This is a genomic window from Gudongella ferriphila, assembly GCF_046224405.1.
Classification (GTDB): domain Bacteria; phylum Bacillota; class Clostridia; order Tissierellales; family Tissierellaceae; genus Gudongella.
Window position 1 is genome coordinate 1 of the sequence record NZ_JBJXRK010000027.1, and the last position, 15,116, is coordinate 15,116.

The window sequence follows — 15,116 nt, forward strand, 5'->3', positions numbered from 1 at the left end:
GAATTATAAATGAATTTTGTAAAGAGTGATACGTTCAAGAAGTACTTTATACCAGGTATAATATTTCAGTCAGTTGTAATAGCAGGTGGTTATGGAACAGGAAGAGAGATTGTTGAGTTTTTCCTTAGCTTTGGAACAGTTGGGGGCTTGATTGCCATGCTGGCTATATCAGGTGTCATATGGGGCATAGTATGTGCTGCCACTTTTGAGTTTGCAAGAGTTTTCAAGGCATATGACTACAGAACCTTCTTCAAGAAGCTTCTTGGTAAAGCATGGTGGATATACGAGCTTTGCTATGTTGTACTTCTATTGATAGTATTGGCTGTAATTGCTTCATCTGCAGGAAGCATACTGAACGAGATGTTTGGTATCAACTACTACATAGGTGTTGTTGCAATGATGATTGGAGTAGGTATATTGGTATTGAAGGGCACTGAAGCCATAGAGAAGTTTCTTTCATACTGGACAATTCTTCTGTATTCGGTATACATTATCTTTTTAGTGATGCTTTTCACAAAATTTGGAGGAGATATCACCAGTGGAATATCCAATGGAACCATGGAATCCGGCTGGGCGCTTGGAGGCTTTAAATATGCATTCTACAACTTGGGAATAATCCCTGCTGTGTTGTTTTCAGTGAAGCATGTGGAAACACGTAAGGAAGCCATCGGATCAGGGATAATGGCAGGACTTATCGGAATAATACCAGCAGTTCTGCTGTTTGTTGCCATGAGTGGGTTCTATCCAGAAATAATTTCTGCTGCAGTTCCTACGGTTTATATTCTAAATGCTTTAGGTTCACCATTGCTTCAAATAGTCTTCCAGGTAACTTTGTTTGGTACATTGATCGAGACTGGAACAGGATTCATTTATGCTGTAACTGAGAGAATCACTTCGGTATATGTTGAAAAGGACAAGAAAATGGCTGGTTGGATTGTACCAAGCGTAACTATTGGGCTACTAGCATTAGGAGTGTTCATAGCGCAGTTTGGACTAATCGGGCTTATAGCTCAGGGGTATGGAACAATAACCTGGGGCTTTCTGGTATTCTATGTAATTCCTGTGGTAACCATTGGTATCTATAAAATAATGAAAGCCACATCATTGGAAGGACTTGTAACAGAAATAGCTGAATAGATTAATGAGGGCCTGTCAAATGACGGGTCCTTTTTTTAGTTGAAATCTACACAAATAGACTTCAATAAGATATACTATTAATATCAAAAAACCAATGGGAGGATAGTTTCATGAATCAGCTGATTAGATTTCTATCACTAGTGCTGGTTGCTGTTTTGATATTTGTTGGAGCATCATTGGTTGGAAACAATCCAGCCTATCAGGGAAGTGTAATCCCTCCTTACCAGAACAATCTCTATCCCCTTGAAAGGATAGTGTATTCTGGTGAGGAAGGGGACGTTCAAATCTCATTTAGGGCTGAATATGACATAAGAGGGGTAGTAAAGGGAAAGAAAAAATACTCGGACTATCCATCACAGGTTTCCCAATACGATCTTATCCTGGCATGGGGTGACCTGAACAAGGAGGAGTACGACCAGCATGTGAATTATTCACAAGGTGGAAGATGGTACTATTATACTTTTGAAAAAGGCATGATAGAAGAAGGTTTCATAGCAAAGAACTCAGCCAATGTACATCTCATTGCAGAGAATGATGAAATAAAAAAAGAGATTAGAAAAGTAAGAAAGAACGATTACATCAGAATCAAGGGGTATCTTGTGGATGTCCATTTTGAGAACGGTCCGTGGGAAACTAGCATGACAAGGGGAGATACAGGTAATGGAGCCTGTGAGATAATCTATGTTAAAGAGATTCACATTGTAGATTAAAATTTTAAGGTGGTGTTTTTTTGGATACAATCCTATATGTTGTTGGAATAATTCTTCTGGTTTATTTTTTGCTAACCAAGATACCAGGAGGCTTTCACAAGAGAAGAATCAATAAGGAAATTCGAAAATTGAAGGAGATGCAGGTGAGGCCTAGGGAAGGAAACATAGAAATGAAGGACATTGCCCATCTGCCTGAGATAGTCCAGAGGTGGCTGATAAAATCAAATATTGTAGGAAGTCAGTGGAAAAGCACTGTCCACATTAAGCAGAAGGGGCAGATGAGACTTGATCCTGACTCTGAAAAATGGATTTTCGCATCAGCTACCCAGGTGGTGGGCATGACTGAGCCTTCATTTGTTTGGCAAGTGAAGGCTGAGGTGAAGCCCTTCATTTATGTTTACGGGGCGGATAGCTATCTTGACGGAGTGGGATCTTTACAGATGAGGCTTCTTAACCTGATTAAGGTTGCAGATGTAAAGGGTGGGCCCAAAGTAAACCAGTCCTCATTCCAAAGATACCTTCTTGAGCTGCCCTGGTATCCACAGGCAGCCCTGAACAGAAATATGAAATGGAAGCAGATAGACAAGCATACTGCAAGAGTTGTTATGAATCATAGGGGTGTGCCTGGGGAGGCTTACCTTCGCTTTGATGATGAGGGGGATGTTGTCTTCACAAGCGCCATGAGGTTCAAGGACACAGATGACAAGGCAGAGCTCTTGGAATGCATAGGTGAGTCCAAGGAGATAAACCTGATGGATGGAATCAGAATGCCAATTTTAGTCCATGTTACCTGGAGACTGCCCGAAAGGCTTTACACTTGGTTTAAGGTACAGATATTCAAGCTGGAATACAGATAAGGGTTGTGTGTATGATTTGACCTTGCAATGAGGGGTATTACATTTCATAGGAAGGTAATTCGGAGTGAGAACGGGGAGGAAGGATACCATGAAACTTAGAACAAAGCTTAATATCCTTGCATCAATATTCGTGCTTGTGAGATCAATGAGAACCATGGCCAAAGGCCTAAGGAGGACATCCCCTGTGCTGATTGCAACAACCTCAGCATTGGTGACGGCAGCTGCATTTATAGTCGCTCCAAGGGTTTGTGAGGAGGTCAAGGCAAGAAAAGTACTTAGCTGAAGATTTGGGAGAAAGGAGAAATAATCCAAACCCCTCTATTAAAGAGGTTAATTGGATTATACGTGATATTTTGAACAGGTTTGATTTTCTAAATACAGAAGCAATGAGAAACATACTTGATTCGGTAAATGTGGGAATACACATAGTTGACAAGTATGGAACAACAATATGCTACAATAGCACCTGTGAGGAGATAGAGGGGATAAGCAGTGAGTGGATCATAGGTACGAATATGGTTGAGCTTGTTAAAGATGGAGTATATTCGGAATCTGTCGCACTTCAGTCCATTCATTCCGGGAGGACTGTGAAGAGAAGCCAAAGGGTAAATGACAAGTACATATATTCAACAGGTGTTCCCATATTCGTCAACGATGAGCTTGAGATGGTTGTCGTTAGCGTTATGGATATGACCAAAATTGAGGATCTGAGGTCTCAGTATAATGAATTAAGAGACATTAATCTCAGGATACAGAGTGAACTTGCAATGCTTAACTCAATAGGTAAAGACGGGGATATTATGGTTTCCAAGAGCAAAGTCATGGAGGACATCAAGCACCTTGCTCTTAGGGTTTCCAAGGTTGATTCCACAGTGTTGATTGAAGGTGATTCAGGAGTTGGGAAGGGAGTCCTAAGCAAGTTTATTCATGACAACAGTAACAGAAAGGAAGGTCCCTTCATAAAGGTCGATTGTTCAGCTCTTCCAGAGAGCCTGATCGAGTCAGAGCTATTTGGATATGAGGAGGGAGCCTTTACAGGTGCAAGAAAGGCTGGAAAGGTCGGCCTGATCCAGCTGGCACACCAGGGAACTCTTTTTTTGGATGAGATAGGAGAACTTCCACTGAACATGCAGGTAAAGCTTTTGAATGTGATTCAGCATAAGGTATTCCAGAAGGTGGGCGGTACCGAGAAAATAGACATAGACACTAGAATCATTGCTGCAACAAACAGAAATCTTGATAGGATGGTGGACGAAGGAAGATTCAGAAGTGACCTTTATTATAGATTGAAGGTTGTTCCAATAACCCTTCCGTCCTTGAGGGAGAGAAAGGATGATATTGTGCCATTGGCCAAGTTCTTCCTTGATAAGCACAACACTGAGTATAATTTCAATAAATCATTTTCTCCAAGAGCCTACAAGGCTATGGTTAATTATTCATGGCCTGGAAATATCAGAGAGCTGGAAAATGAAGTGGAGAGACTAGTTGTAACCACTGAGGATGATGTGATAACTGAATCAGACCTTGTGGGATCTGGAATCTGCAATCTTGGAAATGTTATCACTGATCAGTCAATAAGCTTCAAGGAGAATGTAACTGAGTATGAAAAGATGCTCCTTGAAGGATATCTCCAGAATGCAGAGGATATCCATCAGTTAAGCCAAATGACAGGCCTTGAGGAAAGTACTCTGAGAAAGAAGGCTAAGCGGATAGGGGTTGAGCTGATTTTTCCGGGAAAAAATTCCTGAAAAAGAGAAAAAATTCCTGGAACCATGCATTCCAGGTCTGGAGGGAGCTAAAAGTATATTTTAAAAAGGGGCTGAGGAAAAAATTCCTCTAAAGTCCGGTTTTTATCCTTATGGATTGGGATGAAACCGGGCTTTTTATTTTGGCACGGGTCTTGCAACTATATATTGTCGTAAGAAAAAATTTGGAATATGAAAGCGTTTACTAATTTATTTACAAGGAGGTTGTTTGATTGTATATTGAGAAAAGTCTTATGCAATATGCACTGGATACCAGAAGCAGTGACCCTACACCAGGAGGTGGAAGTGTATCAGCATATGTTGCAACCTTAGGTTCTGCATTGACATCCATGGTTGGTGGATTGACATTTGGCAAGAAGAGCTTTCAGGAGGTTCCCGAAAAAACAAGGGAAGAAATGGAGACTAAGGCTCAAGAATTGGAAAAATTGTTTGATGAGCTTGCAGAAATTGTGGATCGTGACACAACTGCTTTTGACAAGGTGATGGCAGCCTTTAAGCTTCCCAAGGATACGGAGGAAGAAAAGAAAACCAGATCCAAGGCAATTCAGGAGGGCTACAGGGAGGCCTTGGAGGTTCCTCTAGGATGTGCCAAGAAATGCCACAGAGTCTTGGAGCTTCAGGGAGTCTTTGCAGAAAACGGAAATGTAAATGCCATAACTGATATAGGAGTCGGGATACTGCTTGTCCACTCAGGGCTTGAAGGTGCTCTCCTGAATGTGACAATAAATCTTGGAAGCATAAAGGATGAAAATTATAGAGAAGAAGTTTCCGCCCAGGTCACCCAGTTGCTTTCAACAGGAAAAATACTCAAGGAGCAGGGAATGGAAATGGTTTACAGGAGACTGGAAGGTTAACGGAAGCTATAATAGAAAGGTGAGTGGATTAAAATGGAGAAAAAGTATATATTGGCGGTGCCGAACTTCAGTGATGGGAGAAGAGATCATGTAATAGAAGCAATTTCAGGAACAATTAAGGGAAGAGAAGGAGTGAAGCTGGTTTCATGTGAACCGGAGCATGATTTCAATAGAACGGTTCTTACCATAATCGGGGAGCCTGCACCCTTAAAGGAAGCCCTCCTTGATATGGCTGCGAAATCCTACGAGCTTATTGACATGAGAGAGCAGAAGGGTACCCACCCAAGAATAGGTGCACAGGATACAATACCCTTGTTTCCATTATCCAATATTGAGCTTGAAGAGGTAGGGGAGCTAGCAGAAGAGATAGGTAAAGAGCTTTATGAAAAGCATGGAGTGCCAATATATTTTTCAGGGGAGAATGCGAGAACCCCTGAAAAGAAGGGAATCTCTTTCATAAGAAAAGGACAGTATGAAGGATTAAAGGAACTTCTTGACCATGAAAGCCATCCGGATCGTGATGCCAGAAAACCAGACCTTTCCAAGGACGGAAAACTTAGCCCTGAAAGTGGAGCAACCATAGTATCCGCCGACATGGAAGGACTTACTGCATACAATGTATTCCTTGCAACAGAGGATGTCAGTATAGCAAAGCAAATAGCAAAGGCTGTTAGGGGACCTAGTGGAGGATACTCCACAATCAGAGCCGTTGGAATAAAGTTCCCTGAGAGGGAAGGGGTGGTCGTATCAATGAACCTCTTTGACTGCTCATCAACACCAATGTACAGGGCCTTTGAACTTGTGAAGCTGGAGGCTCAGAAGTACGGTGTAGCTGTTACGGGGTCAGAGATTGTCGGTCCTGTGAAGCTTGATTACCTTTTGAACAACCTGAATCATTATCTGGGACTTCAAGGTCTTAGAAAAGAGCAGATTCTTGAGCATCACCTGATGTATTAGATAAAAGTCTAGGTAGAAGGAGTTGCATGGGTAATTGCAGCTCCAACCCTTAAAATAAAAATGAAGGAGAGGGTGAACTAAATGGAAAACGTTTCGAAAATAAACCTAAGTAAAGAGAAAAATTATGATTACGGTAAATTGGACCTGAACGATCCCAAGACTCTGGATACTCTTACACTTGAAAGGTCTGACTGGGTCAGAGCCTTCGTGAAATTCATGTTAGTAACTGCAATTGCAATATTTGTTTTCTTTGTTCCGGTAAACGGAAGTGTGCCATTCGGAATTATTTATGGAGGAGCAATATCTATAGTAGAATCACTCGTTGTTATAAATGGACAGCAGGTTGGTGCGCTGCTTCTTACCACAATAATACTTATGGGCACTGGAATAACAAGTATAATCGGTAAGTTCTTCTCAAAGAAGGACAGTAAACTGTACAATTACTATAAGGCTGATTCAATAATACATCCATTCCTTTATATGGCAGGGGGAATTTTTATCCTTCTTTACTTCCTTAATAAGATTGGAGTATATGCTGCCCCTGAAATGATAGTAGGAGCATCAACAGGTGAGATGGTTATACCTGGAGTTGTAATAGGAGTTGCATTCATTATTCCTGTAGGAGCTTTCTTTATCCCGTTTCTAACAGATTACGGCTGTATAGACTTCTTCGGAATTCTTCTGGAGCCTCTGATGAGACCACTTTTCAAGGTTCCAGGCAAGAGTGCAATTGATGCAAGTGCATCATTTGTGGGATCAACCACCATGGGGATAATAATAACAGGTAGAATGTTCAATGGAAGCGTATATACTGCAAAGGAGGCAGCTGTTGTTGCTACCTGCTTTTCAGCCGTATCAGTGGGTTATGCCCATCTGGTAATGGAAACTGCTGCAATCAGTGAGCATTTTGTAGTAACATACTTCGTATCCTTTTTCTTGGCATTTGTAATGGCAGCCATAATAAGTAGAATACCTCCAATAAGCAAGAAACCGGACACCTTTTCAAATGGAAGGGAGCAAACTCAGGAGGAGAGAACAGAAGGAAGAAGAAAGTTTGGTCCTGAGCTTGTAACAACAGGAGTCAACAGGGCTACAATGAGGGCTCACACATCTGGAGCCATGCCAAGAAGAATCATAAGGAGTGTTGTTGATGCATTCCCTGTTCTACCCAAGGTAATCACGCTTCTTTGCTCCATTGGGATACTTGGAATGATCGTTGCAAAGTACACACCTGTATTCGATATAATTGGGTATGCTTTCTTTCCTTTGACATCACTTCTTGGGGTTCCTGATGCAATGGTTGCGGCAGCGGCTATACCAACAGGAATCACAGAAATGTTTATCCCGGTTTTGACAATAGCTGATCAGGTTGCAGAGCTGCATATTAAGACAAGATTCTTTGTGACAGTGGTTTCAATGCTTCAGATTATTTTCCTTGCAGAATCAGTAGTAGTAATAATGAACACTGGATTGCCTGTAAAGTTCAGGGAACTGATGATAGTGTTTATTCAGAGGACAATAATTGCAATGCCTTTGGCTGCAATCTTTATGCATATTTTATTTTAGACAATGACAATGGGCACCGGATAAAATTCCGGTGCTTTTTCGATTTTACATACTCTTAACATTGGCATCATATATCCTTAATGTACCCCTGTTATTCTATGTATGAAAAGAGAAACAGAACATAACCTAAGGAGGAAATTACATTGAGAAATTCAAGGAAATTTATTTTATTGGCATTCATAATGGTGCTGACATTCGCACTGACAGCTTGCGGAGGCGGAGGGGAAGCTCCTGCAGATGGTGGGGATGGAAGCCAACTGGAGGGTGCAGTAATAGTTGACGGTTCAGGAACAGTCTATCCACTTATGGCTCATATAGCTGAGGAGTATATGACAAATGAAGAACCTGGAGTAAGCGTTCAGGTAGGTAGAGCTGGTTCAAGTGCAGGATTTAAGAAATTCATTCCTGGCGAAACAGACTTCTCAGATGCATCAAGAGCAATCAAGGATGAAGAGATTGCACAGCTTGAAGAAAACGGATTTGTTTTCGGTGAGGATGTAATGGAAATCAAGATGGCATATGACGGTCTTACAATGGTAATAAACAATGACAACGACTGGGCAACGGAAATGACCGATCAGGAGATTATCGACATGTATATTTCCGGGACTTATTCAGATGATGACGTTGTACTATGGTCAGATATCAGACCTGAGTGGCCAGCAGAGGAAATAAACTTCTACGGACCAAACGAGAATCACGGAACCTTTGAGTTCTTCTATGAGGTACTACTTGAAAAGCAGGACCTTGTAAAGACTGCGAACCTTCAGCAGGAGTATTCAACACTTGTTGACCTTGTATCAAAGGACAAGTACGCAATTGCATTCTTTGGATACGGATACTATGCAAGCAACACTGACAAGATTCAGGCAGTAAAGGTTGACTTTGGAAACGGACCTGTTGCACCTGCTCTTGAAACAATAGGCGAAGACCTTCCATATGGAGGATTCACAAGACTTGTATACACATATCTAAATCTTGATTACGCTAAGGAAAAACCACAGGTACTTGATTATGCAATGTATGTTGTATCACCTGAAGGATCAGAGAGACTTGCTGGAGAAAATGGATTTGCACCGCTACCTTCAGAGGTTTATGCAGAATACTACAGTCAACTGGAAGCATTGAAATAAGAGATTCTATAAAGCTGTGGGTGGCAACTTATCACCCACAGCTAAACTTCCGTAACAACAAAGATCAGGGGAGATAAGAATGGAAAACAATCAAGTAAGAGAAATAATTCAAGATAATATCAAGAAGAAGAATCACTTTTCAGACAGGATCATGCCAAAGGTGTTTTTAGTCATGGCTTTGATTTCTGTATTTACAACATTCGGAATTGTGTACACGTTAATTTTTGATTCAATAAAATTCTTTTCACAGGTGCCAATAAGAGAGGTATTCTCAACAAATTTAAGCCCTTTGTCGAGGAACCCCTCTTTTGGTTTCCTCCCCCTCTTAAATGGAACATTCTGGACAACATTAATTGCCATGCTTGTTGCAGTGCCGGTGGGAATGGCTGCTGCGATTTACCTGAGTCAGTTTGCTTCACCTAATCTAAGGAAAGTACTGAAGCCTGTATTGGAGGTGTTGGCAGGTATCCCGACTATAGTGTATGGCTTTTTCGCTTATTCATTTGTCACCCCCCTGTTGATGAATCTGATTCCTTCCCTGGGGGCAAAGAATGTCCTTAGTCCTGGTATAGTAATGGGGATTATGATTATACCAATGGTGGCGTCCCTATCTGAGGATGCAATGAACGCTGTTCCGACAATTATGAAAGAGGGAGCCATGGGTCTCGGCTCAACAAGACTTGAAACAACAACAAAAGTAGTTATCCCAGCTTCCATATCAGGGATTGTTTCATCCATAGTACTGGCCGTATCAAGAGCGATCGGGGAGACAATGATAGTCACAATTGCAAGCGGTAGCTCAAAGAACTTCACATTTGACATTACACAATCAATGCAGACCATGACTGCATATATAGTTGAATTTACCAGCGGGGATGCAGGAAGTGGCACCGTGGGCTACTACAGCCTTTATGCTGTGGGCTTGATTCTTTTTGTGTTTACATTGGGTATGAACCTTATAGCTCAAAGCATTGCCAGGAAGTACAGGGAGGAATATTGATGAAGATGAATTTATCTGTATGGCTTCATCAAAGAATAGGAAGTGTGTATTATGAATAAGAAAATAAAAGGACCTGATAGGAATAAGGTCAATTTCAATAGAAATAGGATTAATCTTAGGATAGGAGTCAATAATTTTGCAAAGCACCTGTTCTCGCTTTCCACGGTTTTTGCCGTTGTTGTGCTGGGAGTTTTGCTTTATCAGATCGTGGCCGGAAGCATTGGTTGGCTTGACTGGCAGTTTCTGACAAGCAATCTTTCAATATTTCCTGAGAAGGCTGGTATAAAGGGTGCCATCATAGGAACCTTGTATCTTATGATGATTGTCATTCCTGTTACACTAATTCTTGGAGTTACCACAGCAATCTATTTGGAGGAATACGCAAAGGAGAGTAGGCTTCAGAGATTTATCAAGGTTAACATATCAAACCTTGCCAGTGTTCCATCTGTAATCTTCGGACTTCTTGGACTTACGGTCTTTTCAAGAATGCTAAGCCTGGGTTCAAGCATCCTGGCAGGAGGCCTGACCATGTCGCTTTTGGTTCTGCCTATTGTTGTGGTTGCAGCCCAGGAAGCATTGCGTGCTGTTCCAGGGTTCCTGAGAGAAGCATCCTATGGTATGGGCGCCGACAAATGGACCACCATCTGGAGAGTAGTTCTTCCTGTTTCCATACCGGGAATACTTACAGGAGCAATACTGGCAATTTCAAGGGCAATCGGTGAAACCGCACCCTTGGTAGTTCTTGGAATTCCAACCTTGATAATGAAGATACCAACAGGAATAATGGATGACTTCACAGTAATGCCCATCCAGATATACTACTGGACACTGGATACGGTACTGACACCTGAGTATGCATATCTTGCATCGGCTACAATTGTAGTGCTTTTGGTTACGCTGTTCATCCTGAATTCTGTTGCAATAATAATTAGAAATAAGTTTCAGAAGACATTCTGATTGGGGGAGAAGATTTTGAAGGATTTAGATTTAGATAAGTACATTACCAAATACGTATATGATGTCAAGGGGCTTAATCTTTGGTATGGAGATAATCAGGCACTTATGGACATAAACATGCAGGTGCTTGAGAATGAGATAACAGCTATAATAGGGCCTTCAGGCTGCGGCAAGTCAACATTCATCAAGACACTGAACCGAATGATAGAAAACATTCCCATAGTGAGGACGGAGGGTCAGATCCTCTACAACGGCAGAAACATCTTTAGCTCAAAGATGAAGGTTGAGGAACTTAGAACCAGAGTTGGAATGGTATTTCAAAAACCCAATCCATTTCCAAAGTCAATTTTTGAGAATGTTGTCTATGGTCCCAAAATCCATGGTGTTAAGGATAAGAAGATACTGATGGAAATTGCGGAGCATAGCCTAAGGGGAGCAGCCCTTTGGGATGAGGTTAAGGATAGGCTTAATGATAATGCCTACGGACTATCAGGCGGACAGCAGCAGAGGCTTTGTATCGCCAGGACAATGGCAGTAAGCCCTGAGGTTATCCTTATGGATGAGCCTACATCTGCTCTTGACCCGGTGGCTACCATGAGAATTGAGGAGCTGATGGAGGATCTTAAGAAGGAATACACTGTTATAATAGTTACCCACAACATGCAGCAGGCGGCTAGGATTTCAGACAAGACAGCCTTCTTCTTAAGCGGAGAACTTATAGAATTTGACAAAACAAACAAGATATTCGCCAATCCCAGTGACAAGAGGACAGAGGACTACATCACAGGTAGATTTGGATAAAATAACACAAAAAGAACCGGTCCCATTGTGTTATTATGTTAGCATGGACTGATGGCTTGCAAGAGCTGTCAGTTTTTTTGTCTATGCTGGCTTTGGGGCATCAAAAGGGTAGAGTGTTGCATGGATTATTACATAGTGCTATAATCTAGAAGTGAATAAATATGTAGATTTGAACATTTCCAAACATTTACCAATTGATGGAAAGCAATAAAAAAGGAGCCAGCTATGAATGGACCATTAAAAAAATTCGTCGACTCAATTACAATTAAAGCTACAATCATAATAATATTCATCCTGAGTGTTACAGTCACAATGGGTGCAATAGGCTATGCGACCTACTCGAAATGGAGTAGCTCCAATGAACAGGTCATAACAAGACTAGCAGATAACCTGAATTATGAGATTGTCCACCAGATAGAAGATTATTTGCACATTCCTGAACATATTATTCAGCTCAATATCGGGATGATTGAGAACGGGACAGTGGATCTTGAAAATCCATCCATAAGAAATCTTTTCTTCCTGAACACCTTAAACACACAGGATAATATGGTGTACAGCTTCAGCTACGGGTCTGAGGACGGAGAGTATTACGGTGCAAGAAGGAATGAATCTGATGAAATAGAGCTAATGGTAAACAACAGTGAAACCGGAGGAAGCTCATGGTATTATTCCGTTGGAGAAGGTGGCGCTAATGGAGAATTCCTTAGGGATTTTGGATCTTTTGATCCAAGAACCAGAGCATGGTACGAGACCGCCATAAGCCAAGGAGGATTCTCTTATTCGCCAGCCTACAAGCATTTTGTAGTGGATGACCTTACAATATCAGCTGCAGCTCCAGTAAGGGACGATTCAGGAGAGATCAAAGGAGTTCTTGGTGTACATATCCTTCTCTCTGGAATGAATGGAGCACTTAGTGAAATAACTGAAGGGTCCAACTCCTATGCAATGATAGTTGAAAGGGAAACCGGTTTTGTGGTTGCAAACTCCTTGGGACAGGGAAATTTTTCCCTGGATTCTGAGGGTGATTTTCAAAGGGTAAATATTTCTGATACCGGAAACAATGTCGCGAACCTAACCTACAGGGAGTATATCAATGGGAACTCAGAGCTTGTTGAGGGATTGCGGGGAGAGGAGCCCCTCTTTAGCAAGGCTACTGAGTTAAAAACGCCAGGCATCGATTGGGTTGTTATTACGGCAGTTCCTGAGAGCCTTTTGGGAACCACTATGAAAGAATCCCTTAAGGATAGTCTCCTGATAGGTGCGGTGGGACTTCTCGTTTCAATCCTTATGTTTATGGTGATAATCAGGAACCTGTTTGAGCCTATGGAGGAAATCCTCGAAGCAAACAGGATGTTTTCAGATGGTGACATGACCAGAAGAGTGGAAATAAGCCGTAATGATGAGGTAGGTAGGATCGGTGAGTCCTACAACCAAATGGCAGAACGGATCCATTCACTTGTCCATAATCTTGAAGATGAAGTAAAGGCAAGGACGGAAGAGATTAGGAACACAAATCGAAAACTTGAAGAAAGCAATGACAGGCTGCAGTTGATCCTCAATTCAGCTGCAGAGGGAATATATGGAATGGACCTTGACGGAAACTGTACATTCGTTAATAGAAGTGCAGTGGAAATCCTTGGCTATGACAGCCACGAAGAGTTGCTGGGCAAGAACATGCACGATATGATACACCACAGCACAAGGGATGGATATCATAGGAGCATTGAAAAATGTGCCATAACCGAAGGAATAAGGAACGGAGAAGGTACCCATGTCTTGACGGAGGTATTCTGGAGAAGGGATAATACAAGCTTTGATGTGGAGTATTTCAGCTACCCCCAAATTGTTGAGGGAAGGACTGTCGGTGGAGTTGTGACATTTATGGATATTACACAGAGAAAGAAGCTCCAGCAGCAGATATATTCAGAGAAGGAACAATTCAAGACCACATTGCTCTCTGTTGGAGATGCTGTAATCTCAACTGACTCAAGGGGAAGAGTAGATGTTATGAATCCAATTGCAGAAGAACTGACAGGATGGTCCCAGGAGGAAGCCAGGGGTTTGCCCTTTGAGAAGGTGTTCCATATTATCTATGAGCATACCGGTGAGGTCTGTGACAACCCTGTTGAAAGGGTACTTGAAAGTGCGGAGATCATAGAGCTTTTTGACAATACAATCCTTATTTCAAAGGATGGTAGAAGAATTCCCATTGAAGACAGTGCAGCTCCCATAAAAAGCGAGGAAGGGCTTATAACAGGAGTCGTTGTAGTCTTCAGGGACTTCACAGAAAAGAAGGAAAAACTAAAGGAAATTGAGTATCTGAGCTACCATGACCACCTGACAGGCCTCTACAACAGAAGATATATGGAAGATTCCATAAATCGACTGGACACCAAGAGAAATCTTCCCTTTACAGTAATGTCAATTGATGTGAACGGTTTGAAGCTTACCAATGATGCATTTGGTCACAAGATGGGGGACATGCTTCTTACAAGCGTAGCTGAAATGCTTAGGAAGGTGTGTAGGGAGGACGACATAATTGGTAGAATGGGTGGAGACGAGTTTATGGTTCTACTTCCAAAAACCAGTGAGATACATGCAGAAAAAGTGAAGAAAAGAATAGAGGATTCAGCCAGGAAAATCAAGCTTGACTCTGTAATTGTTTCCCTTGCAATAGGATATTCAGTAAAATCAACCTCTGACATGGAAATTAGCAGTGTCATGACCATGGCTGACAACAAGATGTACAAGGACAAGCTGAAATACGGGAAACTGATGAGAAGCCAGACCATAGAAGTGGTTCTAAGGAACATAAACCTGAAGTATGACAGCGAGCAGATTCACACAGAAAGGGTCTCCCAATACTGCGTTGCCATAGCCAGAGAAATGGGATTTTCTGAAGAACATGTAGAGCGAATAAAGACTGCTGCAATACTACATGATATAGGGAAGATAATGGTTCCCCCGGAAATACTGAACAAGCCAGGGAAGCTTACCCAGGATGAGTTTGAGATAATCAAGAAGCATCCCGAGACTGGTTATCAGATCCTTAAATCTGTGGACGAATACTCGTCATTTGCCCAGCATGTTCTCTATCATCATGAGAGAATAGATGGGAAAGGATATCCGGAAGGACTCAAAGGCAATCAGATTCCGCTGGAATCAAAAATAATATCCGTTGCGGATGCCTATGAAGCCATGACTGCCAGCAGACCCTACCATACACCAAGATCAAAAGAATCTGCCATTGAGGAACTGCTAAGATGCTCAGGCACCCAGTTCGAGCCTGAAATTGTAAGGGTTTTTGTGAAAGGGGTCCTATAGTATAATCAAATCAAATCGCAAAATGAAAGGAGCTGATCCAATGGATCAGCT

Annotated in this window: 13 protein-coding genes; all 13 read left to right on the forward strand. The window is 41.8% G+C overall.

Features of this window, described 5'->3' with window-relative positions:
- The first annotated feature begins 9 nt into the window (after positions 1–9).
- A complete protein-coding gene (locus ACKVDP_RS11235) occupies positions 10–1,137 on the forward strand; it encodes a YkvI family membrane protein (RefSeq protein ID WP_409228955.1) in 1,128 nt (375 codons plus the stop codon).
- A 110-nt stretch (positions 1,138–1,247) separates the two neighbouring features.
- The gene (locus ACKVDP_RS11240) at positions 1,248–1,847 is read left to right on the forward strand and encodes a hypothetical protein (protein ID WP_409228956.1); all 600 of its coding nucleotides are present in this window, start codon (positions 1,248–1,250) and stop codon (positions 1,845–1,847) included.
- Between the two features lie 20 nt (positions 1,848–1,867).
- Entirely contained in the window at positions 1,868–2,704 is an 837-nt protein-coding gene (locus tag ACKVDP_RS11245) for a DUF6920 family protein (protein ID WP_409228957.1), read from the forward strand.
- 88 nt (positions 2,705–2,792) lie between these two features.
- Positions 2,793–2,987 carry a hypothetical protein gene (locus ACKVDP_RS11250; RefSeq protein WP_409228958.1) on the forward strand — a complete coding sequence of 65 codons (195 nt, stop codon included), beginning with the start codon at positions 2,793–2,795 and terminating at the stop codon, positions 2,985–2,987.
- Between the two features lie 70 nt (positions 2,988–3,057).
- A complete protein-coding gene (locus ACKVDP_RS11255) occupies positions 3,058–4,452 on the forward strand; it encodes a sigma-54 interaction domain-containing protein (protein WP_409228959.1) in 1,395 nt (464 codons plus the stop codon).
- 230 nt (positions 4,453–4,682) lie between these two features.
- Positions 4,683–5,324 carry a cyclodeaminase/cyclohydrolase family protein gene (locus tag ACKVDP_RS11260; RefSeq protein WP_409228960.1) on the forward strand — a complete coding sequence of 214 codons (642 nt, stop codon included), beginning with the start codon at positions 4,683–4,685 and terminating at the stop codon, positions 5,322–5,324.
- Positions 5,325–5,357: 33 nt separating this feature from the next.
- A complete protein-coding gene (gene ftcD / locus ACKVDP_RS11265; RefSeq protein ID WP_409228961.1) occupies positions 5,358–6,281 on the forward strand; it encodes a glutamate formimidoyltransferase in 924 nt (307 codons plus the stop codon).
- Positions 6,282–6,362: 81 nt separating this feature from the next.
- Positions 6,363–7,847, forward strand: coding sequence for a YjiH family protein (locus ACKVDP_RS11270; protein WP_409228962.1), 1,485 nt, complete (start codon positions 6,363–6,365; stop codon positions 7,845–7,847).
- A 143-nt stretch (positions 7,848–7,990) separates the two neighbouring features.
- On the forward strand, positions 7,991–8,980 hold the full coding sequence (locus ACKVDP_RS11275) for a PstS family phosphate ABC transporter substrate-binding protein (RefSeq protein WP_409228963.1): 990 nt from the start codon (positions 7,991–7,993) through the stop codon (positions 8,978–8,980).
- A gap of 79 nt (positions 8,981–9,059) precedes the next feature.
- A complete protein-coding gene (gene pstC, locus ACKVDP_RS11280) occupies positions 9,060–9,980 on the forward strand; it encodes a phosphate ABC transporter permease subunit PstC (RefSeq protein ID WP_409228964.1) in 921 nt (306 codons plus the stop codon).
- Positions 9,981–10,031: 51 nt separating this feature from the next.
- Positions 10,032–10,937 (forward strand): phosphate ABC transporter permease PstA, encoded by a 906-nt coding sequence (gene pstA / locus ACKVDP_RS11285; RefSeq protein WP_409228965.1) that lies wholly within the window; start codon positions 10,032–10,034, stop codon positions 10,935–10,937.
- Between the two features lie 105 nt (positions 10,938–11,042).
- On the forward strand, positions 11,043–11,738 hold the full coding sequence (gene pstB, locus ACKVDP_RS11290; RefSeq protein ID WP_409228980.1) for a phosphate ABC transporter ATP-binding protein PstB: 696 nt from the start codon (positions 11,043–11,045) through the stop codon (positions 11,736–11,738).
- A gap of 225 nt (positions 11,739–11,963) precedes the next feature.
- On the forward strand, positions 11,964–15,065 hold the full coding sequence (locus ACKVDP_RS11295; RefSeq protein WP_409228966.1) for an HD domain-containing phosphohydrolase: 3,102 nt from the start codon (positions 11,964–11,966) through the stop codon (positions 15,063–15,065).
- The last annotated feature ends 51 nt before the right edge of the window (positions 15,066–15,116 follow it).